The sequence below is a fragment of the Enterobacter sp. PL_is379 genome, from assembly GCF_055817355.1.
Genome location: NZ_JBVPGT010000023.1, coordinates 62,267 through 86,594, shown reverse-complemented (window position 1 = coordinate 86,594; position 24,328 = coordinate 62,267). Strand labels below are relative to the sequence as shown.

Annotated in this window: 15 protein-coding genes; 6 read left to right on the top strand and 9 right to left on the bottom strand. The window is 58.6% G+C overall.

Translation table 11 applies throughout. The annotated features are described in order from the left end of the window. Window positions 1–40 precede the first annotated feature (40 nt). The 7 genes from baeR to yegD all read right to left on the bottom strand — a co-directional run bounded on the left by baeR (window position 41) and on the right by yegD (window position 12,543). Window positions 41–763 carry an envelope stress response regulator BaeR gene (gene baeR / locus AC0TOY_RS05175; protein ID WP_032642850.1) on the bottom strand — a complete coding sequence of 241 codons (723 nt, stop codon included), beginning with the start codon at window positions 761–763 and terminating at the stop codon, window positions 41–43. Continuing rightward, a complete protein-coding gene (gene baeS, locus AC0TOY_RS05170) occupies window positions 760–2,163 on the bottom strand; it encodes an envelope stress sensor histidine kinase BaeS (protein ID WP_126535014.1) in 1,404 nt (467 codons plus the stop codon). Before baeS ends, baeR begins: the two co-directional genes overlap by 4 nt. Then, a complete protein-coding gene (mdtD, locus tag AC0TOY_RS05165) occupies window positions 2,160–3,575 on the bottom strand; it encodes an MFS transporter (RefSeq protein WP_148769702.1) in 1,416 nt (471 codons plus the stop codon). The genes baeS and mdtD overlap by 4 nt, the downstream gene beginning before the upstream one ends. After that, window positions 3,576–6,653, bottom strand: a complete 3,078-nt coding sequence (mdtC, locus tag AC0TOY_RS05160; protein ID WP_090419599.1) for a multidrug efflux RND transporter permease subunit MdtC — start codon at window positions 6,651–6,653, stop codon at window positions 3,576–3,578. Beyond that, window positions 6,654–9,776, bottom strand: a complete 3,123-nt coding sequence (locus AC0TOY_RS05155) for an MdtB/MuxB family multidrug efflux RND transporter permease subunit (RefSeq protein ID WP_473721570.1) — start codon at window positions 9,774–9,776, stop codon at window positions 6,654–6,656. It lies immediately after the preceding gene. Then, on the bottom strand, window positions 9,776–10,978 hold the full coding sequence (locus AC0TOY_RS05150) for an MdtA/MuxA family multidrug efflux RND transporter periplasmic adaptor subunit (RefSeq protein WP_473721569.1): 1,203 nt from the start codon (window positions 10,976–10,978) through the stop codon (window positions 9,776–9,778). Before AC0TOY_RS05150 ends, AC0TOY_RS05155 begins: the two co-directional genes overlap by 1 nt. A gap of 212 nt (window positions 10,979–11,190) precedes the next feature. Continuing rightward, window positions 11,191–12,543: a molecular chaperone gene (gene yegD, locus AC0TOY_RS05145; RefSeq protein ID WP_032646489.1), complete on the bottom strand. Its 1,353-nt coding sequence runs from the start codon at window positions 12,541–12,543 to the stop codon at window positions 11,191–11,193. A gap of 130 nt (window positions 12,544–12,673) precedes the next feature. Here yegD and alkA point away from each other — a divergent pair, with 130 nt between their 5' ends. Next, a complete protein-coding gene (gene alkA / locus AC0TOY_RS05140) occupies window positions 12,674–13,546 on the top strand; it encodes a DNA-3-methyladenine glycosylase 2 (RefSeq protein ID WP_473721568.1) in 873 nt (290 codons plus the stop codon). Here alkA and AC0TOY_RS05135 read toward each other — a convergent pair. Beyond that, window positions 13,511–16,840 (bottom strand): diguanylate cyclase, encoded by a 3,330-nt coding sequence (locus AC0TOY_RS05135; RefSeq protein ID WP_048992960.1) that lies wholly within the window; start codon window positions 16,838–16,840, stop codon window positions 13,511–13,513. The genes alkA and AC0TOY_RS05135 overlap by 36 nt on opposite strands. A 343-nt stretch (window positions 16,841–17,183) precedes the next feature. On the opposite strand from AC0TOY_RS05135, the gene udk reads away from it, so the two are divergent. From udk to asmA, 3 genes are all read left to right on the top strand, one after another. Continuing rightward, window positions 17,184–17,825, top strand: coding sequence for a uridine kinase (gene udk, locus AC0TOY_RS05130; RefSeq protein ID WP_008500855.1), 642 nt, complete (start codon window positions 17,184–17,186; stop codon window positions 17,823–17,825). Between the two features lie 91 nt (window positions 17,826–17,916). Then, window positions 17,917–18,498 (top strand): dCTP deaminase, encoded by a 582-nt coding sequence (dcd, locus tag AC0TOY_RS05125; protein WP_023312408.1) that lies wholly within the window; start codon window positions 17,917–17,919, stop codon window positions 18,496–18,498. Between the two features lie 22 nt (window positions 18,499–18,520). Next, window positions 18,521–20,371, top strand: a complete 1,851-nt coding sequence (gene asmA / locus AC0TOY_RS05120; RefSeq protein ID WP_407821351.1) for an outer membrane assembly protein AsmA — start codon at window positions 18,521–18,523, stop codon at window positions 20,369–20,371. A gap of 90 nt (window positions 20,372–20,461) precedes the next feature. Here asmA and AC0TOY_RS05115 read toward each other — a convergent pair whose 3' ends face one another. Beyond that, window positions 20,462–22,045 (bottom strand): TerC family protein, encoded by a 1,584-nt coding sequence (locus AC0TOY_RS05115; RefSeq protein WP_048992952.1) that lies wholly within the window; start codon window positions 22,043–22,045, stop codon window positions 20,462–20,464. Window positions 22,046–22,738: 693 nt separating this feature from the next. Between AC0TOY_RS05115 and AC0TOY_RS05110 the strand changes: the two genes are divergently transcribed. Together AC0TOY_RS05110 and wzb are read left to right on the top strand one after the other, a co-directional pair. Beyond that, on the top strand, window positions 22,739–23,878 hold the full coding sequence (locus tag AC0TOY_RS05110; protein WP_014170829.1) for a polysaccharide export protein: 1,140 nt from the start codon (window positions 22,739–22,741) through the stop codon (window positions 23,876–23,878). Between the two features lie 6 nt (window positions 23,879–23,884). Then, window positions 23,885–24,328: a low molecular weight protein-tyrosine-phosphatase Wzb gene (gene wzb / locus AC0TOY_RS05105; RefSeq protein WP_023312405.1), complete on the top strand. Its 444-nt coding sequence runs from the start codon at window positions 23,885–23,887 to the stop codon at window positions 24,326–24,328.

Below are 24,328 nucleotides of genomic sequence, written 5' to 3'. Positions count from 1 at the left end.
AAGAAAAACCCGCCTTAGGGCGGGTTTCAGCGTCGAAAGGTCACGCAATCCTGCACGCATCCGCTTCCCAGCGATACCCCACGCCATACACCGCGCGGATAAAAGACTGCTCGGCGTCCAGCGCCTCCAGCTTACGGCGCAGGTTTTTGATATGGCTGTCGATGGTGCGGTCGGTCACCACGCGATAATCGTCATACAGGTGGTTCAGCAGCTGTTCGCGGGAGAAGACTTTGCCCGGCTCGTGGGAGAGGGTTTTCAGCAGGCGGAACTCCGCAGGCGTCAGGTCCAGCAGCTTGCTGCGCCAGCTCGCCTGGAAGCGGCTTTCGTCGACAATCAGCGGGCTTTCGGCGTCCAGCACCTGAAGCTCGCGCTGCGGCCTGCAGCGGCGCAGAATGGTTTTTACGCGGGCGACCACCTCGCGCGGACTGTAGGGCTTGCAGATGTAGTCGTCCGCGCCGATTTCGAGCCCCAGCAGGCGGTCAATCTCTTCAATTTTTGCAGTGACCATGACGATCGGTACGTCGGAGAAGCGGCGAATTTCCCGGCACAGGGTCAGTCCGTCAACGCCCGGCAGCATTAAATCCAGCAGGATCAGGTCCGGCGGGGTCTGGCGCACGTAAGGCAGCACCTGGTCGCCGTGGCTTATCAGTGACGGGGCATAGCTGGCTGCGCGTAAATAGTCGATCAGCAGCTGTCCCAGCTTGGGTTCGTCTTCGACGATCAAAATGCGCGGCGTGTTTTCGTCAATCGGTAACTCGGTCATACTTCTCTCGATAAATCCCGTTCCAGAGGTAACTCTACTGTAATGCTAACCCCGCCAAAAGGCGAATGGGCGGCGCGGATCGTGCCATTATGCGCCTCGACGATGTTAACGCAAATCGCCAGCCCCAGACCGGATCCGCCGCTGGCGCGATTGCGGGAGCCTTCGGTACGGTAAAAACGTTCAAACAGTTTTTCCAGCTGCGCGTCCTGCACGCCGGGTGCGGAATCCGCGAAGGTAAGGGCAAAGCGCCCGTTTTCCTGCCTGCCGGAGATATGCAGCCCGCCGCCGCTGTCGGTGTAGCGCAGGCTGTTTTCCAGCAGGTTGTTGAACAGCTGCATCAGCCGATCTTTGTCGCCAAACACCACCGCGCTGTCCGGCAGGGAGAGGTCGATTTTCAGGTTGCGGCTGGCAAAGCGTTCGCGGAAGGCGCCGCTCGCCACCTCCAGCACGTTAATGACGTCTACGGGCGCCTTCTGGTAGGCCAGTGCGCCTTCGTCGGACATGGAGAGCTGGTGGAGATCGTCCACCAGCTTGGTGAGCGTGCCCACCTCTGCCTGCAGAGAGGCCACCGATTCGGGCGTAAACTGGCGCACACCGTCCTGAATGGCCTCCAGCTCGCCGCGCAGCACCGCCAGCGGCGTACGCAGCTCGTGTGAAATATCGGCCATAAAGTCGCGGCGCATCTGCTGGTTTTTCTCAAGCGTGCTGGCGAGCTGGTTAAAGTCCTGCGCCAGCTTGCCCAGTTCGTCCTGGCTGCGGGTATCGACGCGGGTGGTGAAATCCCCGGCGGCCAGCTTGTGCGTGCCTTCCACCAGGCGTTTCACCGGGGCGAGCAGACCGCGCGCCAGCGGGAAGGTGGCGAGCGCGGCGAGCAGCGTGGAGAGGGCGACAATCAGCCAGCTTGTCCGACGCTGCTGGCGGTCAAAGTTGATGTCGGTGTTGCGCGTCAGGCGCTCCACCGGGGAGGCGATCACCCAGCCAACGGTGGCGTTATTCACTTTAATCGCCCGCCGGGTACCGTCCGGCGGTATCGGCGCGCGCGGCCCAACCAGGGGGCGCATATCCTGGTCGATTACCCAGAACTGGGTGCGCCAGCCGTGCGGCGGCATGCCCGGGCCCGGACGATCGTCGCCGGTATCGTGCTCCAGCGAGCGCAGGATCTGGAAAATAAAGCGGTCGTTATTGCGCAGAAAACGCCAGTTGCCGTGCTGGGCGTACTGTTCGCTCAGCGCATCGCTTAAGCCCTGCAAACGCTGCTCATTGCCATGCTTGATGTAATCAATAAAACCGCGCTCGAAGCTGACCCGCACCGCCCAGTGCATGGTGATCAGCAGGACGATACAGGTGGCAAATATCGCCACAAAGAGCTTGCCGGTAATGCCCGGACGCCAGAATTTCATGAGCCACTCCTTTTGCCGCGCCTGATGACGACGTTCTTGCTGGTATCATCCGGCACGCGGGCGAAGATGAAAGCGGGCAGGGCGATGATGACCGCCATGCTGAGGTAGGTATACAAAAAGACCTGATGCGCCACCGGCGTGTCGACGCTGAGGTGGTGCTGGCCGTACATGCCGAGCAGTAACCCCGCGATAGTCACGCCCACGCTCATGGAGAGCTGCATGATCATCGACAGCAGGCTGTTGCCGCTGCTCGCCAGATCGTCCGGCAGATCCTTCAGCGTCAGTGTATTCATCGACGAGAAGCGCATGGAGTTGACGATCCCCTGGCAGAACAGCACCAGCGGCAGGACGTAGTACCAGCCCATCAGCGCCACGGACATAAACAGCAGGCTGACCAGCGCCAGCCCCAGCGTGGCGGTTACCAGCACGTGACGGTAGCCAAAGCGGTTCACCACCTGTACCACGATGCGCTTCATTCCCATGCTGCCGAGCACCATCGGGATCATCATCAGGCCAGCGTGGAACGGCGAAAATCCCATCCCGATTTGCAGGAAAACGGGCGTCATAAACGGCAGCATGCCGCTGCCGACGCGCCCGGCGAAGCTGCCGAACAGGCCAAGGCGATAGGTAGGGTTTTTAAACAAGTTCAGGCTGAACAGCGCTTTATCGTTACCTCTGGCATGCCACAGGTACCAGAGTATAGCGGTAACGCCGAGCGCGATCAGGAGCCCGAGCGTCAGGGGCGAAATGCCCAGACCTTTTTGCCCGTCCAGCGCCAGGGTAAGCGTGGCCATGCCCGCCGCCAGCAGGATAAAGCCAAAGAAATCAAAGCGCCGGGTCTGCATTTTGTAGTTCGGCATCAGCGCCAGGGTGGCCATCGCGCCGATGATGCCTACCGGGAGGTTGATTAAGAAGATCCAGTGCCAGGAGGCGTACTCCACCAGCATACCGCCCAGCGCCGGGCCCAGCAGCGGCCCCACCTGGCCGGGCAGGGTGACAAAGGTCATCGCCGCCATGTACTGCTCGCGCGGCACAATCTTCATCACCGTTAGCCGCCCGACGGGCACCATCATCGCCCCGCCGATGCCCTGCAGCACGCGCGCCATCACCAGCTGGTCGAGGGTATTGGCCTGGGCGCAAAACAGCGAACCGGTGGTAAACAGCACGATGGCGGTAAAGAAGATATTCCGCACGCCGACCTTATCGGCCAGCCAGCCACTGGCGGGCAGCATCACGGCAACCGTCAGCACGTAGGAGACAATCACCATGTGCATATGCAGCGGGCTCTCCCCCAGGCTTTTCGCCATGGAGGGGAGGGCGGTGTTGACGATGGTCGTATCCAGCGACTGCATAAAAAAGCCGAAGGCGACTATCCATAACTGCCAGCGAACGTTAGCGGGGAGATCGGTCATCTACTCAGTCACCGTGGTTCTGTTTTTACGCGAAAAGCGCAGCCGCAGACGGTCGAAGAACAGATAGACCACCGGCGTGGTGTACAGCGTCAGCAGCTGGCTCATCACCAGGCCACCGACGATGGTGATCCCCAGCGGCTGGCGCAGCTCCGAGCCGTCGCCGCCCGAGATCACCAGCGGCAGCGCGCCAAACAGCGCCGCCAGGGTGGTCATCATAATCGGACGAAAGCGCAGCAGGCAGGCCTGGAAGATCGCCTCTTCCGGCGAGAGGTTGCCGTTGCGCTGGGCATCCAGCGCGAAGTCCACCATCATGATGGCGTTTTTCTTCACGATGCCAATTAATAGCATAATCCCGATGAGTGCGATAAGGCTGAACGGCGCGCCGAACAGCTCCAGCGCCAGCAGTGCTCCCACCCCCGCCGACGGCAGCGTCGAGAGGATGGTCAGCGGGTGCACGTAGCTCTCATACAGCACGCCCAGCACAATATAGACCGTGGCGATGGCGGCCAGAATCAAAATCACCTGCGAGTTCATCGTCTCCTGGAACACCTGCGCGGTCCCGGCAAAGCTGCCGCGCACGGTGGACGGCACGCCAAGCTGGGTCATCGCGCGGTTGATCGCGTCGCTGGCCTCCGAAAGTGATGAGCCAACTGGCAGGTTAAACGAGATGGTCGACGCCGCCGACAGCCCCTGATGGTTCACCGACAGCGGCGCGTTGGCAGGCTGCCAGCTGGCGAAATAGGAGAGCGGAATCGCCTTGCCGTCGTTGTTAATCACAAACATCTTGTCCAGGGCGCTGATGTCCTGGGTATAGCGAGGGTCAACTTCCATCACCACCTTGTACTGGTTCATCGGCTGGTAGATGGTGGAGATCTCGCGCTGGCCGAAGGCGTTGTTCAGCAGGCTGTTGGCGGCTTCAACGTTGATGCCCAGCCGCGACATGGTTTCACGGTCGTAGGTCAGGGCCATCTCGGCGCCGTTGTCCTGCTGATCGGAGTTGACGTCCGCCAGCTCCGGCAGGGCGGCCAGCGCCTTGCGGATCTTCGGCTCCCACTCGCGCAGGGCGGCTAAATCGTCCGAGAGCAACGTGTACTGATAGCTGGCGTTCGCCTGTCGCCCGCCGACGCGGATATCCTGAACGGCCATCAAAAACAGGTTTGCCCCCGGCTCTTTGGCGAGCTTCACCCGCAGGCGGTCAATCACCTGCTGGGCGGTTTCGTTACGCTCGCCGCGCGGTTTCAGGGTAATAAACATCATCCCGCTGTTAACGCGTGACCCGCCGGTAAAGCCGGTCACGTTATCCACGGCTTTGTCTTCACGAATGATCTTCATAAAGTCCTGCAGCTTGCCGCGCATGGCCTGGAACGAAATGCTCTGGTCCGCCTGAATTCCGCCCATCAGCACGCCGGTGTCCTGCTCCGGGAAGAAGGTTTTCGGGATGGTGATGTACATCCAGACGTTGAGCACGATGGTGCCAATCAGCACCAGGCCAACCAGTCGGGTATGGTTCAGCACCCACTTCAGCGATTTGCCATAGCCCTCCTGCATCGCCATCAGGAAACGGCCAAAGCCTTTGCGGCGCGGCTGCGAGTGCGGTTTGCTGCGCTTGAGCATCCAGCCGCACATCATTGGCGTCAGCGTTAAGGAGATAACCAGCGAAATGCCGATGGCGACGGAGAGGGTGACGGCAAACTCGCGCAGCAGCCGGCCCGGCAGACCGCCCATCAGCAGCAGCGGCAGGAATACCGCCACCAGCGACAGACTCATGGAGAGCACCGTAAAGCCCACCTCGCGCGTGCCCTGCAGGGCAGCCTGCAGCGGCTTCACGCCCGCTTCCAGATGGCGGGAAATGTTCTCCAGCACCACGATGGCGTCATCCACCACGAAGCCCGTCGCAATCGTCAGGGCCATCAGCGACAGGTTGTTAAGGCTAAAGCCGCACAGGTACATGGCGGCAAAGGTACCGATCAGCGATACCGGCACGGCCACCGCCGGGATCAGCGTCGCGCGGCCGGATCGCAGGAACAGGAAGACCACCAGGATCACCAGCGCGACGGAGATCACCAGTGTTTGTTCCACCTCTTCCAGCGAGGCGCGAATGGTCGGGGAGCGATCCTGGGCAATTTGCAGATCGATTGCTGCCGGGATGGTCTGCTGCAGGTCCGGAAGACGGGCGCGAATGCTGTTCACCGTTTCAATAATATTGGCTTCCGGGAGCTTGCGGATCATCAGCAAAATCGCCGGTTTGGCGTTGGTCATCCCGGCGTTGCGCACGTCCTGCACCGAGTCGGTGACGCTGGCCACGTCGCTTAAGCGCACTGCCGCGCCGTTGTTATAGTGAATAATGAGCGGCTGGTATTCCGCGGCGGTTTTCAGCTCGTCGTTAGTGTGGATCTGCCAGCGGTGGCTGTTGTCCTCAATCGCCCCCTGCGGTTTACGCACGTTGGCGTTGCTGATGGCGGAGCGCACGTCGTCCAGCGACACGCCCTGGTTGAATAACGCCTGCGGGTTTAACCCTACGCGCACGGCGGGCAGGGAGCTCCCGCCGACGCTCACGTCACCGACGCCGTTAATTTGTGAGATTGTCTGCGCCAGCTGGGTAGACGCAAAGTCATACAGCTGCCCCTGCGAGTACGTATCCGAGGTCAGCGTCAGGATCATGATCGGCGCGTCGGACGGGTTGGCCTTGCGGTAGGTTGGGCGGCTCGGCATCCCGCTCGGCAGCAGGCTTTGTGCGGCGTTGATGGCCGCCTGCACGTCGCGCGCCGCACCGTTGATATCCCGGTCGAAGCTGAACTCCAGAATAATGCGCGTGCTGCCCAGCGAGCTGCTGGAGGTCATCTCGTTGATCCCCGCAATCCGCCCGAGCGAGCGCTCCAGCGGCGTGGCAACGGACGAGGCCATGGTTTCCGGCGAGGCACCCGGCAGCGAGGCGCTGACCATGATCACCGGGAAATCCACCTGCGGCAGGGGCGCCACCGGCAGCAGCCGGAAGCCCAGCACGCCGCAGAGGGTAATGGCGAGCGAGATTAAGATCGTCGCCACCGGGCGATAAATGAAGAGGGCGAAAAACTTCACTTATGCCTCCTCTTCACGTTTCGGGAAGCGGCTTTTGGTCCACAGCGCCAGGCGGTCAAACAGCAGGTAGATCACCGGCGTGGTGAACAGCGTCAGCACCTGGCTCACCAGCAGACCGCCGACCATGCCGATACCCAGCGGACGACGCAGCTCCGCGCCGACGCCGGTGCTCAGCATCAGCGGCAGCGCACCCAGCAGGGCGGCCAGCGTGGTCATCAGGATCGGACGAAAACGCAGCAGGCAGGCCTGGAAAATCGCATCGCGCGGCGACATGCCCTGCTCGCGCTCGGCGGCCAGGGCAAAGTCGATCATCATGATGGCGTTTTTCTTCACGATCCCGATAAGCAGGATAATGCCGATGATGGCAATTACGTCCAGCTCGCTGCCCGCCAGCATTAATGCCAGCAGCGCCCCCACGCCCGCCGTCGGCAGGGTAGAGAGGATGGTGATCGGGTGGATAAAGCTTTCGTACAGCACGCCGAGCACGATGTACATCGCCACAACCGCCGCGACGATCAGCCAGATGGTGTTGCCCAGCGCGGCCTGGAACGCCAGGGTGCTGCCCTGGAACTGGGTCTGAATGTCGGACGGGAAGCTGAGCTCTTTTTCAGCCGCCTGAATGGCCTCCACCGCTTCGCCGAGAGAGTAATTGTCCGGCACGTTGAAGGAGATGGTGGTGGACGGGAACTGATCCAGATGGTTGATCGACAGCGGGGTATAGCGCTCTTCCACCGTGGCGATAGCGCTCAGCGGCACAATGCCGCCGTCTTTGCTGGTCAGGCGCACCGAGTCCAGCCCCGCCAGGCCGGGCGTGTTCTCCGTATTGTGCTCCAGCACCACGCGGTACTGGTTGGCCTGGGTGTAGATGGTGGAGATCAGGCGCTGACCGAAGGCGTTGTACAGGGCGTTGTCCACGTCTGCCATGGTAATACCGAGGCGGCTGGCGGTATCGCGGTTGACGTTCACGTACGCCGCCAGCCCTTTGTCCTGCCAGTCGCTGCTGACGTCGGAGAGCTGTGGCTGGGTGTTAAGCTTGTTCACCAGCTGCGGTACCCAGGTGCTGAGGGCATCCAGCGTGGTGGCCTGCAGCGTGAACTGGTACTGCGTGCGGCTGACCTGGGTATCGATGGTCAAATCCTGAATCGGCTGCAGGTACAGCTCAACGCCCGGCACGCGGGCCACGGCGCTTTGCAGCCGCGCAATGACGGCGTTGACGCGATCGTCGCGCTCATCCAGCGGCTTAAGGTTGATCTGCAGACGCGCGCTGTTGAGAGATGGGTTGGTGCCGTCGACGCCGACGTAGGAGGTCAGGCTCTCGACCGCCGGATCTTTCATAACAATCTCAGACACCTGCTGCTGGCGCTGCGCCATATTGGCGAAGGAGACCGACTGCGGGGCCTGAAGCGTGCCCTGAATAATGCCGTTGTCCTGGATCGGGAAGAAGCCTTTCGGGATAAAAATCCACAGCATCACGCTGAGCGCCAGCGTGCCGAGCGCCACGCCGAGCGTCGCCCACGGATGGTTAAGGACTTTCGCCAGCACGCGACCGTAGGCGGCAATAATCCGCTCGAACATGCGCTCGGAGGCGCGCGAGAAGCGGTTTTGCTTGCGCAGGGACTCGTGGCTCAGCATGCGGGCGCACATCATCGGCGTCAGGGTCAGCGACACCACGGCGGAGATCAAAATGGCGACCGCCAGCGTCACGGCAAATTCGCGGAACAGCCGCCCGACGATATCGCCCATAAACAGCAGCGGGATCAGCACCGCAATCAGCGAGAAGGTCAGCGAGATAATGGTAAAGCCGATTTCGCCCGCGCCTTTCAGCGCGGCGGCCAGCGGTTTTTCGCCTTTCTCGATATAGCGCGAGATGTTCTCGATGACGACGATGGCGTCGTCAACCACGAACCCGGTGGCGATGGTGAGCGCCATCAGCGTCAGGTTGTTTATCGAAAAATCGAGGAACACCATCACCGCAAAGGTGCCGACCAGCGAGAGCGGTACGGCGACGGCGGGAATAATGGTTGCCGGAACGTTGCGCAGGAACAGATAAATGATCATCACCACCAGTGCAATCGCCAGCATCAGCTCAAACTGGGTGTCGGTGACCGACGCACGAATGTTGGTGGTGCGGTCGGAAAGCACCTTCACGCTGACCGATTTCGGCAGGCTTTCGATCAGCTGCGGCAGCATGGTGCGGATGCTATCGGCGGTTTCGATAATGTTCGCCCCCGGCTGGCGCTGCACGTTCATCACGATCGCCTGCTGTTTGTTGGCCCAGGCGCCGAGCCAGCTGTTTTCTGCACCTTGTTCTACAGTGGCGATGTCGCCCAGACGAACCGGCGCACCGTTCTGGTAGGCGATAATCAGCTGACGATATTCGTCGGCGGACTGCATCTGGTCGTTCGCCGAAAGCGTCACGGCGCGGGTTGGGCCGTCCAGCGAGCCCTTCGCCGAGTTGACGTTGGCATTGCTGATGGCGCTGCGGATGGTTTCGCTGGTGAGCCCCAGCGCGGCGATGGCCTGTGCGTTCAGCTTGACGCGCACTGCCGGGCGCTGGCCGCCCGCCAGGGTGACGAGGCCGACGCCGGAGACCTGTGAAATCTTCTGCGCCACGCGCGTTTCGACCATATCTTCGACCTGGGTCATCGGCATGGCGGAGGAGGTGACGGCAAGCGTCATGATCGGCGGATCCGCCGGGTTCACCTTGCTGTAGACCGGCGGGTTAGGCAGGTCCGACGGCAGCAGGTTGGTGGCGGCGTTGATGGCGGCCTGTACCTCCTGCTCAGCGACGTCCAGCGACAGCGTCAGCTGGAACTGCAGCGTCACGACGGACGCCCCGCCTGAACTCTGGGAGGACATCTGTTTTAGCCCCGACATTTGGCCGAACTGGCGCTCCAGCGGGGCGGTAATGGCGGACGTCACCACGTCCGGGCTGGCGCCTGGATACAGCGTCACCACCTGAATGGTGGGGTAATCAACTTCCGGCAGCGCCGACACGGGCAGGAAGCGATAGCCGATAATCCCGGCGAGCAGGATCGCCACCATCAGCAGCGTGGTGGCGACTGGACGGAGGATGAACAGGCGTGACGGCCCACCTGTAGAGCCTGGGGGCATAACCTGCATCAGGATTTCTCTCCCTGTTTCGCAGGTTCAACCACTTCCACTTTGGCCCCTTCGGTCAGACGGTCAATGCCGTCGGTAACCACGCGGTCGCCTGCGGAAAGGCCAGCGCTGATAACCACCGTCTGGCTGTCCTGAATACCGGTTTTCACCAGGTGTTTGCTGACCTTATTGTCGCTGTTAAGCACCCAGACGAAGTTGCCTTCGTTACCCATCTGCAGCGCAGCGGTGGGGATCACCACCGCGTTTTCTTCGGTGGCGACCAGCATTCGCGCGTTGACAAACTGGTTCGGGAAGAGGGCATCGTCCTGGTTATTAAAGCGCGCCTTCAGCTTGATGGTGCCGGTGGTGGTGTCGATCTGGTTATCCAGACTGAGCAGAGAGCCTTCGCTCAGCTTCTGCTTGTTGGTGCGGTCCCAGGCTTCCACCACCAGGCCTTTACCGGCTTTTTGCGCCTGCACCACCGTCGCAATGTCGCTTTCCGGCAGGGTAAAGACTAAATCAATCGGGTGGGTCTGGGTGATCACCACGATGCCCGTGGTGTCGCCGCTGGAGATTTGGTTGCCGATATCAACCTGCTTCAGGCCAACGCGGCCGTCAATCGGCGCGGTGATGCGGCTCCAGTCCAGCTGCAGCTGGGCGCTGGCCACGGCGGCTTCGTCCGCTTTGATAGTGCCCTGCGTTTCACGGACCAGCGACTGCTGGGTATCCAGCTCCTGACGGGACACCAGATTCGTTTTCACCAGTTGTTGGTAGCGGGCTAAATCGCGCCGGGCGTTGGCGAGGGTCGCGTTGTCTTTCGCGAGCTGTCCCTGCGCCTGGGCGAGGGCAACCTTAAACTGGCTCGGGTCGATTTCCGCCAGCAGGTCACCAGCCTTAACCTGCTGACCTTCCTGGAAGTGGATCGCGATGAGCTGGCCGTCGACGCGGCTGCGCACCGTGGCGGTGTTGGCGGCGGTAATGGTCCCGAGACCTGTGAGATAGCGAGGAACGGCTTTATTCACCGCCGTCGCCGCCTGAACCGGCGCCAGGGCGCCGCCGCGCATTCCATGACGCCCTCCGCCCGTAGGGCGCTGAGCCTGGCTGGTGGCACCGGCAGGTGCGGCGGAGTTCGCGGATTGGCTGTGCCAGTACCAGGCGGCGGCAAGGGCCACCACAATGATGCCAGCGGCGATTGCCCAGCGGGATTTGTTACTGCCTTTCATCGTTATACGTTCTCATCCTGAAGACTTCGGGGAATGATACTAGTTTAGTCAGCTAACACAGCGGAAAAATGGAGGAAATATGGAAGACTGTCAGGAATGGTCTGAATGGAGGTAAACGCAAAACGGCAACATCCGTTGCCGTTTTGGGTGTTTTCTCCCTCTCCCTGTGGGAGAGGGCCGGGGTGAGGGCACCAGACCGCACCGCAACAACACTAGCTAAACATCACCTGCGCCCAGCGCGCCAGCCCTGCGGTAACGGAGCCAAAGTCATCTCCACCCGCAATCGGAATACCCGGCAGCTGTTCCGCCAGCGCTTTTTTAATCAGCGGCGAACGGGCGCTACCCCCGGTCAGGTAGATAACGTCCGGCTTCTCTTTGCCGTTCTCCAGCGCCAGCTGCACCTGTTCCAGAATACGCTGCAGCGGCTGCGCGAGCGCCGCCTCCAGCCCGTCCTGCGAAATGGCGGTGGCCAGTTCGTCGCTGATAAACGGCAGGGAGACCGCATGTTCAGCGCGATCGGACAGGGCGATTTTGCTCTCTTCCGCGGTACGCACCACGCGGTAGCTCAGACGCTGGCGCCACACTTTATAGAGCAGGGCGACTTTTTCACCGTCCTGCGCATCACGCACCAGATCGTTCAGGAAGCGGCCGTTGGCGGTGCTGTAAAAATCACTTTGCGCAGGCACATCGTTGATGGCAATCGCGTTCCACCACGGCAGGATCGGCAGGGCGATGCCTTTTTCCGTTTGGCCGCCCATGCCGAGCAGCGGCATCAGGCTCTTAAATGCCAGCGCGATATCAAGATCGTTACCGCCTACGCGGCAGCCGCTGTGCCCGAGCAGGCTGTTTTCACGATCGCGACGGTTATGCCACTGCGGGCCCATCAGCAGCAGCGAGCAGTCCGTCGTGCCCCCGCCGATGTCCACGACTAATACGCGCGTCTCTTCCGTCAGCGTGGCTTCAAAGTCCAGCCCCGCGGCAACGGGCTCATACTGAAACACCACGTCGCGGAAGCCTGCGCGGTGCGCCGCACGCTCAAGGATCCCCTGTGCCTGCTGGTTGGCCTCGTCGCCGCCCAGCCCCTGGAAGTTGATCGGACGGCCAATCACCGCCTGGGTAATCGCATCGGAGACCTGCGTCTGCGCCTGATGACGAATATGCAGCATCATCGCGCACACCAGGTCTTCGAACAGCGCGACCTGCTGCGGCTTCAGGCCGCTTGCGCCGAGGAAGGATTTTGGTGACTTAACGAAGTAGACCTCTTCCGGGTCTTCAATGTAATGCCCGAGCGAAGAGAGACCGAACTGCACGCTGGACGGCGTAACGTCGATGTCTTCCTCGCGGTTAAAGCTGACCGCCCGGCGCAGCAGCGCCTGGGTCTCCGCCGCCGTGGCCGGAACCTGATGGTGACGAAACAGCCATTCGCTCACCGCTTCACGCGTCGGTGCGCAGAGCATAGACGGCAGCAGCGTGCTCTCTTTTTCCATTTTCAGGAGCCGTGGCTGCCCGTTTTGCATAATCGCAACCGAGCAGTTTGCCGTACCGTAGTCAAATCCAATAAACACGATGAATCCCCATGCCGGTGAGAAGGGGCGAGACTTTAACGAAATGTCTGCATGGCGACAACAGGAATATGAAAGCAAGGCAATACAGTGTCTTTCCGTTTATGCTGATAACACTAAAAAAGGAGTAACGATGTATACCCTCACCTGGCTTCCCCCTTATGACTGGCAGTGGATGTTTGGCTTTCTTGGCGCGCGTGCGGTAACGGGCATTGAAACCGTCACGCACGACTACTACGAGCGCAGTTTTGCCTGCGAAGGGCATCAGGGGATATTTCGCGTGACGCCGGATATCGCAACACACACGCTGACCGTGACCCTCAGCCCGGGGTTAATTCCGGTTGCGCAGACGTGCCTTGAACGCATCGAACGCCTGTTCGATCTTGCCTGCAATCCGCAGCACATCACGGATACGCTGGGCGATCTCGGTGCTGCCCGGCCAGGCTTACGTTTGCCGGGAGCGATGGATGCGTACGAGCAGGGCGTCCGGGCGATTCTCGGACAGCTGGTGAGCGTGGCGATGGCGGCGAAGCTGGCGTCGCGCGTGGTGGCGTTATGCGGCGAACCCGTGGCGGATTGCCCGGGCTATCTCTGCTTCCCCACGCCGCAGGCGCTGGCGGCAGCGGAACCGCTGGCGCTGAAAGCGTTAGGTATGCCGGTAAAGCGCGCGGAGTCGCTGATTCATCTGGCGCAGTCGGTCATCGACGGGACGTTTCCGCTTTTCCCACCCGCGAACATAGAGGAAGGGATGAAGGCGCTACAGCAGCGGCCGGGGATAGGGCGCTGGACGGCAAATTATCTGGCCCTGCGCGGCTGGCAGGCGAAAGATGTCTTTCTGCCAGATGATTATCTGATTAAGCAACGGTTTGCCGGGATGACGCCCGCGCAAATTCGTCGTTATGCCGAGCGCTGGCAGCCGTGGCGCTCTTACGCGCTGCTGCACATCTGGTACACCGACGGCTGGTCGCCGTCAGTTGATGGCGAAATAGCTGGTGTTGAGCAGTAGATCCAGCGGCTGCGGCTCGGCGATGGTGTCACCAAAGATAAAATCAATGCCGATGCCGGAGAGCGTATCCATCATTATGGGCTGGTTGCAGGGGCCCGCGATGGTTTTCATTCCCAGACGCTGGGCGTGGCCCTGCACAATGGTCACCATCATCTCATCCATCAGATTGCCATACACGTTGCTTACCACCTCAGCGTCCAGCATCAGATAGTCGGCCATATTCGCGGTCAGGTGGGTAAAGACGTTCATGTCGCGTCCCACCTGGCTGAAGATCACGCGGCAGCCCGCCTGGCGAAGCTTTTGCAGACTCCGTTGCAGGTTCTTATCCGGGCTGCACACCACATCGGCAGAGATAACCAGATGTAGCAGACGGCCCGGCATGGGGCTTTTATCCAGCAGGTCTAGAAGCTCATCGACCAGCGTCACGCTGGCTAAACCGGCCTCAGAAAGCGGCAGTGCCACACCCATGCCTTTACTGGCGATCTGGGCGGCATAGGTGCGGAAAAACTCGCTAAAAATACGTCTGTCGAGGGCGTGCAAAAGCTCAGGTTCCGCCAGGCCCGAGCGGAAAGCATGCTCTTCCTGGACTTCGCCCTGACTGGTCCACAGGCGTAACGACAGCAGCCAGAAATTACTGCTTTCCGGGATGCGCGGGGAGGCGACGCTGCGGGCAATTATCATCAGGTGATTGTCTTTAATCATGTGCCACTGTTCATCAAGCGACATCATGCTGCGCGTGTGGTGATCCCGCTCCTGCTGGGGTTCGTAAACCGTCACCATGCCGCGCCCGCTGTTTTTTGAGGCATAACAGGCAATATCCGCCTGCGACATGATCTCCGACGCCTGATGGTTATTTTCATCAATCAGCGTGATGCCGGCGCTGGCGCCGATCCGGTGCAGGCGGCCTTCCCACATAAAGTGATAGTCATTGATCGTGTGGATCAGGCGACCGGCAATATAGCGCGCGCTTTCAATATTGCAGTCCGGTAACAGTAAGCCGAACTCGTCCCCGCCCAGACGCGCCAGCACGTCGCTGGAGCGGAGCATGGTCAACATCAGGGAAGAGAGTTCCCGCAGCAGGGCATCGCCCGCCGCGTGGCCTGCCGTATCGTTGACGGCTTTGAAGCGATCGAGATCGATAAAGACCAGGGCATGACGCTGGCGCGTTTCGCGAACGGTCTGCAGGAGGCGTTTGAGATGATTTTCGAAGCTGACCCGGTTTGCCAGATGGGTCAGGGCATCGTGGGAGGCGCTATAGCTGAGCTGGCGCAGCATTTTGCGCGACTCGGTCACGTCCTGAATCACGATAACCGAGCCAATATTCTGCCCATCCAGCGTGCTGAGCGGCGTAATGCTGTAATGAATATCGAAATTTCCACCGGTACGGCAGTTCAGCACCACGTCCTGATCGATATCGGAACGGGACATATCGCCGCTGTGAATATTCTCCATCAGCGGCCCTTTTTCACCAAAGGTGATGTGCAACACCTTCAGGATCGGCTGGCCGATAGCCTCGGTCTGCAGCCAGCCGCTCATTTTCTCTGCCACCGGGTTCATAAAGGTGACGTTCATGTTGATATCGGTACACAGTACCGCTTCACCGATGGAATCGAGGGTGATGTGCAGACGCTCTTTTTCCTGGAAGAGGGCTTCGTTGAGCTGCTTAACCTCGGTCATGTCCATGTTGATGCCGAGCAGCCTTTCGACCTCACCCTGCTTATTAAGCACCCGGTTCGCCAGGGAGCGAATATGGCGCACGCCTTCCTTCACGCGGATGCGAAATTCCAGCTTAAACGGCAGACGGGAAATCAGAGAGTCCCGCAGCACCTTCTCTGCGTGGGCGCGATCTTCCGGCAGCATCGTGTCATGCCAGAGCTGCCAGGTGGGCTTGATGTGCGGCGGGATTTCATACAGCTCAAACATCCGCTTGTCCCAGCTGATAATGTCTGGCTCCAGATCCCACTCCCAGATGCCGATGCCGCCCGCTTCGTTAGCCAGCGTAATGCGCTCCATCAGGCGCTTATTGACCCATTCGGTCTGCTTCAGGTCGTTAATGTCTTCAATCTGGGCGATAAAATAGAGCGGCGAGCCGTCGGCATGACGCACGACGGAGACGGCCAGCAGCGCCCAGACCACTTCCCCGTCGCGGGTGTAATAGCGCTTCTCGAGGGTATAGGTATTGATGTCGCCGTTGACCAGCTGTTCAAGCTGTTCCAGGTCGGTGTGCAGATCTTCCGGCCATGTGAGCTGCTGGAAGGTCAGCGACTGGAGCTCAGTCTGGCTGTAGCCGAGGAAATTGCACAGCGCCTTGTTAGCCTGAAGCCATTTGCCCTCAATGCTGACCAGCGCCATACCGATGGCCGAATACTCCATCGCATTGCGGAAGCGTTCCTCGCTTTCGGTGATGTGTTTGCGCTCGGCGCGGAAGGCGTACATCACCATGGTCATCACGTTAGCGGGCAGGAGCAGCATCAGGAACGGCAGCCAGGGGGCGTTCAGCATCGGCCCGGCGTGCTGGGTGGTCAGCGCCAGAGGGTTACGGGCAATCATCAGCGACACAACCATCACGGTGACCAGAAACACCATAAACGCTTCCATCCGTGGCAGGCGCACGGCGCTCCACATCAGCAGAACAATCACGCAGGTGAAAGGCCACGGCAGCCAGGTGATGGCTGCCCAACTGAGGGCTAACGTTACGGCCAGCGTGGTCAGCGTTTCCAGCAGCAATCTCGGGTCACGGTGGCGCAGCAGATAATGGGGTTTAAACAGCAGGCCCAGCGGCACCAGCGCCAGCGCGCCAATGGCTTCTGACAACACCCAGACGAAGAAATTGCGCAGGGGTTCAGGGCCGGGTGCCAGCAGAGACACCAGAATACCGCCCACCAGCGGCGGAACCAGCGCGCTGCCGATGGCCACGCGGATCCAGTCGTTCAGATTCTGCAGCGGGTTGTACCACGGGAGCCATTTGCGCAGAAACAGCGCGCCGATAGCGGCCTCAATGACGTTGATAGAAGGGTAGATGAAGCTGACCGACCCCCATGAAAACAGCATCCACGAGGCCAGAACATTGCCGAACGAACAGGCCAGGGCGATTCCCGGCCACATTTTTCCCGCATGGCGGTAAAACGCCACCATCATAATGGCGGTGGGGAACCAGAGCGGGGCCAGCAGGGTACCGAAGCGGGTGAGCTCCAGCGAAAATAAGGTAAAGATAAAGGTGACCAGGCCCAGACAGACAAGTCGTATTAGAGGATGTGGGGTGGTAACCAAAACCCGCTGGTATTGTTTATTCATTACCGCTTTATCCAGAGACGCCATGCCGTCAGGGAAGATGTCCGAACGCGTGAATTTGATAATTTGGTTTATGCTAGTACAAACAATTTACAATTCATATGGTGACCGCTCAGAATTTGACACCATAGACTTATTAAATACTTACTCCGTTAAAAAAAACGGTTAAACGCTGAAAAAACGTTCATTTAAATTTCACTCAGGGAATAAAACGTCACTTTTCGGCCAGTCTCGCAGAACCTGTGCATTCGACTGGTATCACGCCCGCGAAATCCCTATAATTGCCGCGTTTGACGCTCCGGCGTCGTCCTTCCTTAACATCCAGGTTAATCAGGTCGCTAAATTTATGACTGATAAGTCTCATCAGTGCGTCATTATAGGCATCGCCGGCGCATCGGCTTCAGGTAAAAGTCTAATTGCCAGTACGCTTTATCGCGAACTGCGTGAACAAGTAGGTGATGAGCATATCGGCGTCATTCCCGAAGACAGCTATTACAAAGATCAATCCCATCTGTCGATGGAAGAACGCGTCAAAACCAACTATGACCACCCCAATGCGATGGATCACAGCCTGCTGTTCCAGCATTTAGAAGCGCTTAAGAGCGGCCAGGCGATTGAGCTGCCCGTTTACAGCTACGTAGAACACACCCGCACTCAGGAAACCATCCGCATCGAGCCGAAAAAGGTCATTATCCTTGAAGGCATCCTGCTGCTGACCGACGCCCGCCTGCGTGAATCCATGAACTTCTCGATTTTCGTTGATACCCCGCTGGATATCTGCCTGATGCGCCGCATCAAGCGCGACGTGAATGAACGTGGGCGTTCGATGGACTCCGTTATGGCGCAATACCAGAAAACGGTCCGCCCGATGTTCCTGCAGTTTATTGAGCCATCCAAACAATACGCCGATATCATCGTGCCGCGCGGGGGTAAAAACCGCATTGCTATTGATATCTTAAAAGCGAAAATCAGCCAGTTTTTTGAATAAGCCGCGTGAATTGTGTACCGTTCAGAGATAACCTGGTTTTACCCTGAGCGCTTACCGCTTCAGGGTACGATGCATGAAAGGAGAAAGTGCCATGCGTCTTTGTGATCGCGATATAGAAGCCTGGCTGGATGAAGGCCGTTTGTCTATTACCCCACGTCCACCTGTTGAGCGTATCAATGGCGTGACCGTTGATGTACGGTTAGGTAATAAATTCCGCACCTTTAGCGGCCATACCGCACCGTTCATTGACCTTAGCGGGCCGAAGGACGAAGTCAGCGCCGCGCTCGATCGCGTGATGAGTGACGAAATCGTTATCGACGAGGGCGAAGCCTTTTATCTGCACCCAGGTGAACTGGCCCTGGCGGTGACGTTTGAATCCGTCACCCTGCCTCCTGACCTGGTCGGCTGGCTTGATGGCCGTTCTTCGCTGGCACGACTGGGACTGATGGTCCACGTGACCGCGCACCGTATCGATCCAGGCTGGTCGGGGCGTATCGTACTGGAGTTCTTCAACGCCGGTAAATTGCCGCTGGCGCTGCGCCCGGGGATGATGATCGGCGCGTTGAGCTTTGAACCGCTGTCAGGCCCGGCAGATCGTCCTTATAACCGTCGGCAGGACGCAAAATATCGCGACCAGCAGGGCGCGGTTGCCAGCCGTATTGATAAAGACTGATCGTTAGCCCATTGAGGATGCCATGAGAAGAGTTCTGACAACGCTGATGATTTTGCTGGTGGTGCTGGTGGCCGGCCTTTCGGCGTTGGTTCTGCTGGTTAACCCCAACGATTTCCGCGCTTACATGGTGCGGCAGGTCGAGGCACGCAGTGGTTATCAACTGAAGCTTGACGGGCCGCTGCGCTGGCACGTCTGGCCGCAGCTCAGCATTCTCTCTGGCCGCATGTCGCTTACGGCTCCGGGGGCGTCCCAGCCGCTGGTGTCCGCAGACAACATGCGCCTTGATGTGGCGCTGTTCCCGCTCATTTCCCATCAGCTGCAGGTTAAACAGGTGATGCTGAAAGGCGCGGTGATTCAGCTCACCCCGCAATCGGAAGCCGTGCGCGATGCAAATGCGCCGGTTGCGCCGCGCGAAAATACCCTGCCTGATGAGCCGTCTGATACAGGCTGGTCCTTTGATATCGGTAAGCTGAAAGTGGCCGATAGCGTGTTGGTTTTCCAGCATGAGCACCAGGAGCAGGTGACCGTTCGCAACATTAACCTGCAGATGGAACAGGATGCGCACCATCTTGCGTCGGTGGCGTTTAGCGGGCGCGTGAATCGCGATCAGCGCGATTTGATCCTCTCGCTGAATGCCAGCGTCAATGCCTCAGACTATCCGCACCAGCTCACCGCCGACATTCAGCAGTTGGACTGGCAGCTGACGGGGGCCGATCTTCCCACCCAGGGGATCACCGGGCAGGGAACGCTGCAGGCCGTCTGGCGCGAAGAACAAAAGCAGCTGGAGCTGGATAATCTCAACCTGCAGGCAAATGACAGTAGCCTGAAGGGGCAGGCGAGCGTTACGCTCGAAGAGAAGCCGAAGTGGGTGCTGAATCTGCAGTTTGACAAGCTCAATCTGGAAAACCTGCTGCCGCCGCTGCCAGCCAGCGCCACCGACAGCGATGCCACGCAGACGGGGCAAAGCCAGGCACCGGTATCGCGTCCGGTTATCTCGTCTAATCTTGATCAACCTGACTATAACGCCCTGCGCGGATTCACGGCGGATATTCTGCTGAAAGCCAATAGCCTGCGCTGGCGCGGTATTGATTTTACCGACGTGAGCAGCCAGATGTTTAACCATAACGGTTTGCTGGTGATCTCCGAACTGAGCGGTAAGATGGGCGCAGGGAACCTCTCGCTGCCCGGCACGCTGGATGTCCGTAAAGACGTTGCCAGCGCCGAATTCCAGCCGCGTCTCGACAACGTTGAGATAGGCACCATCCTGAAAGCGTTTAACTACCCGATATCCCTGACGGGGCAGTTGACGCTAGCGGGTGACTTCTCAGGCACGAAAATTGATGCCGATGCTTTCCGCCGCGAGTGGCAGGGGCAGGCGCATCTTGATCTGAAAAACTCCCGTATGGAAGGGCTGAACTTCCAGCAGCTGGTGCAGCAGGCGGTTGAACGCAGCAGCGATGTGAAAGCGCAGGATAACTATGACAGCGCCACGCGCCTCGACAGCTTCACCGCGGACCTGACGCTGGACAACGGACAACTTTCTCTCGACGGAATGCAGGGCACCTCTTCACTGTTATCAATGACGGGTGACGGTAAGCTGGATCTGGTGAAAGAGACGGCGGACACGCGCTTTAACGTGCGGGTACTTTCCGGCTGGCAGGGTGAGAGCAAGCTCATCGACTTCCTGAAAGAGACGCCGGTTCCGCTGACCGTATATGGTAAATGGCAGGCTCTGAATTACAGCCTGCAGGTGGATCAGATCCTGCGTAAGCATCTGCAGGATGAAGCGAAACGTCGGCTTAGCGGCTGGGCGGACCGTAATAAAGATTCACAGGACGGCAAGGATGTGAAAAAGCTGCTGGATAAGCTGTGATGCCTGTTGCGCCGGGGGGCGGCTTCGCCTTACCCGGCCTACAAAAAACGAACATCGTAGGCCGGGTAAGCGGAGCGCCACCCGGCTTTTTTATACCTCAAAATCCAGTTCTTCCTCATCCCGCAGCGGAATGAGCTGAACCTTCTGCACGCGATGGTTTTCAATCTGCAGGGTTTTCAGCAGATAGTCGCCCACCTGAACCTCTTCCCCCGGCTGCGGGATACGCTGCAAATACTCCATCAGCAGACCGGCAATGGTGTGATATTCCCGCTTTTCGTCCAGCGGCAGCGGGACATATTGCACCAGATCTTCCAGCGGCATATGTCCGTTAGCCGTCCACGAACCGTCTGCGTTTTTCTGAATGTCGTGGCGGGCGTCAATCTCATCCACCTCGTTAGGCAAATTACCGGCGATGGTTTCCATTACGTCGCTGAGCGTGACCAGCCCTTCCACCGAACCAAATTCATCCACCACAAAGGCAAAGTGCGTGCGCGCGTTACGGAATTGCTCAAGGGCGGAGAGCAGCGGTAGCCCCTCCGGGAAGACCAGCGGCTGGCGTACCAGCACGCGCAGATTGAGCGGCTCGCCGTGCAGCTGCTGCTGGAGCAGGTCAATAACGTGCACCACGCCCAGCAGCTCCTCTTCCTCTTCACCGCCGGTCACCACCACGCGGGTGTGCTGGTTTTTATCCAGCAGGGCGCGAATGTGCTCTTCGGGTGCCGTCAGGTCGATATGTTCAATGTCATGTCGTGAGGTCATGATGCTGCTGACCGTCCGCTGGTTCAGATTGAGCACCCGCTCGATCATCCGCCGTTCCTGCGGATCAAAGATCAGCCCGTCGCTGTGGTCGGCCAGCATGGCGGAGGATTCGGCGTCCAGCTCCGCATCCTCTTTCTTACCGCTTAACAGGCGCATAACCGTGTCGGCCGTACGCTGACGCAGGGTCTGATTCGCGGACAGGAAGCGGCGGCGGTTAAATATCGCCAGCTGGTTAAGCGCTTCAATCATGACGGAGAACCCGATGGCGGCATACAGGTAGCCTTTCGGAATATGGAAGCCAAAACCGTCGGCCACCAGGCTAAAGCCAATCATCAGCAGGAAGCTCAGACAGAGAATGACGATTGTCGGGTGACTGTTCACAAACCGTGTGAGCGCCTTGCTGGCCATCACCATCAGGGTGATGGCGATAATCACCGCGGCCATCATCACCGCAAGGTGGTCCACCATCCCGACGGCGGTGATCACCGAGTCCAGGGAGAAGACCGCATCCAGCACCACGATCTGCGCTACCACCGGCCAGAATTTCGCCCCGCGGCGCTGGGTTGGGTTCTCGCTGTCTTTGCCTTCCAGTCGCTCGTTGAGTTCTACCGTGGCTTTGAACAGCAGGAACAACCCGCCGAAGAGCATGATGAGATCGCGGGCGCTAAAACTCAGACCGTGAATGGAGAACAGTGGCTGAGTGAGAGTGACCAGCCAGGAGATAGAGGCCAGCAGCAGTAACCGCATCACCATCGCCAGCAGCAGACCCGTCACGCGCGCGCGGTCGCGCTGGGAAGGGGGCAGTTTTTCAGCGAGGATGGCGATAAAGACCAGATTATCAATCCCGAGCACTAACTCGATGACGACCAGCGTAACCAGCCCGGCCCAGATTGAGGGATCGGCAATCCATTCCATAGTAATAGTAATACCTTCTGTTATATGACGAATGTCACACTTCGATCATGGATAAAGCTGGGGGAAATTGCAATGCCGGGCTGAGATTTCTCTTAATACGAGGGGTAAAAAAAGAGAGCATTCTCAACAGGGTGTAAATAAGCGAAATACGTATATTTAATTACAAAGAAAGCATTTTAGGATATATCGCAGATAATGGTTTTTAGTCTCTTTTTGTCAATATAAAGAAATTCCTAAAAGGTCAAAAATTTGCTCTTAATATTAATCTTAAAAACTGATATTAGGACAGTTGTCTCCTTGCCTGCTATTAGGTTAGCTGCAACAATTCTCCCAGCATCAAATGTTAAATCTCGGTGTTGCTATTAATGTTCGGTCTTCAGGGATGGTTATTCATTATCCGTCTGGTTTCTCAAGCGGCTGATATATTTCCAGAAGACCTTGCTCAAGAGGGTGTCTATCCATAACACATTGTTTAGTCAGTGGATTGGTAACTGAAAGCCAAGGGCGGTAGCGTGCCTGAAAGCGTGTGAATCAGCCCCGATTATTCTGTCAATAGCCAATGGATGAATAAGCTTTTTTTAGGACTGATGCCAGTTATATTTCTATTTGATTAACTGCATGCTGAAACCCAATACGACTCGAGCTTATTTAAATTGCACAGGGTAATTACTCTGCCAAAGTGATAAATAATCAATGATGAAATCCAAAATGAAATTGATGCCATTATTGGTGTCTGTGACCTTGATGAGTGGTTGCACGGTCTTTCCCGGCAGCAATATGTCAACAATGGGTAAGGATGTGATCAAGCAACAGGATGCCGATTTTGATCTCGACAAAATGGTGAATGTTTATCCACTTACGCCTCGTCTGGTCGAACAATTACGTCCACGTCCGAATGTTGCCCAGCCGAATATGTCGCTGGACCAGGAAATTGCGTCCTACCAGTACCGCGTGGGGCCGGGTGACGTGATCAACGTGACCGTCTGGGACCACCCGGAACTGACCACGCCAGCGGGCCAGTACCGCAGCTCAAGCGACACCGGTAACTGGGTGCAGTCAGATGGCACCATGTTCTATCCCTACATTGGTAAAGTCCATGTTGCAGGGAAAACGCTTGCCGAGATCCGTAGTGATATTACCGGCCGCTTAGCGCAGTACATCGCCGATCCGCAGGTGGACGTTAATATCGCCGCATTCCGCTCGCAAAAAGCCTATATCTCAGGCCAGGTGAACAAATCCGGCCAGCAGGCCATCACCAACGTTCCTCTGACCGTACTGGATGCCATTAACGCCGCGGGCGGGTTAACCGACGGCGCCGACTGGCGCAACGTGGTGCTCACCCACAATGGGAAGGAGCAGCGCATCTCGCTGCAGGCGCTGATGCAAAACGGCGATCTGACCCAGAACCGTCTGCTCTATCCGGGCGACATTCTCTACGTGCCACGCAATGACGATCTGAAAGTCTTCGTGATGGGTGAAGTGAAGAAACAGAGCACCCTCAAAATGGACTTCAGCGGTATGACCCTGACCGAAGCGCTGGGCAATGCTGAAGGTATCGATCTGACGACCTCTAACGCGACCGGTATCTTCGTGATCCGTCCGCTTAAAGGTGAGGGCAGTGCGAAAGGCAAGATTGCCAACATCTACCAGCTGGATATGTCCGATGCGACCTCTCTGGTGATGGCGACGGAGTTCCGTCTTCAGCCATACGATGTGGTGTACGTCACCACCGCGCCGGTTGCCCGCTGGAACCGTCTGATCAACCAGTTGCTGCCAACCATCAGTGGCGTTCGCTACATGACGGATACGGCGCGCGACATTCATACCTGGTAATCCGCGATGTTTAACAAAATTCTGGTGGTATGCGTGGGGAACATTTGCCGTTCCCCCACGGCTGAACGGTTGTTGAAACACTACCAGCCCGAACTGACCGTTGATTCGGCAGGGCTGGGTGCACTAGTCGGTAAAGGTGCCGATGAGCGCGCTACGAGCGTGGCGCGGGATCATCACCTCTCTCTCGATGGCCACGTGGCCCGCCAGGTCACTGGCCGCATGTGCCGGGAGTATGACCTGATCCTGACGATGGAAAAACGCCATATTCATGCGCTGTGCGATATCGCTCCGGAGATGCGCGGCAAGGTGATGCTGTTTGGTCACTGGGACAATGAACGTGAAATCCCCGATCCGTATCGCAAAAGCCATGAGGCCTTTGAGGCGGTTTACACCTTACTTGACCAGTCTGCCCAACAGTGGGCGCAGGCACTGAAAGTTCAGCAGGGATAA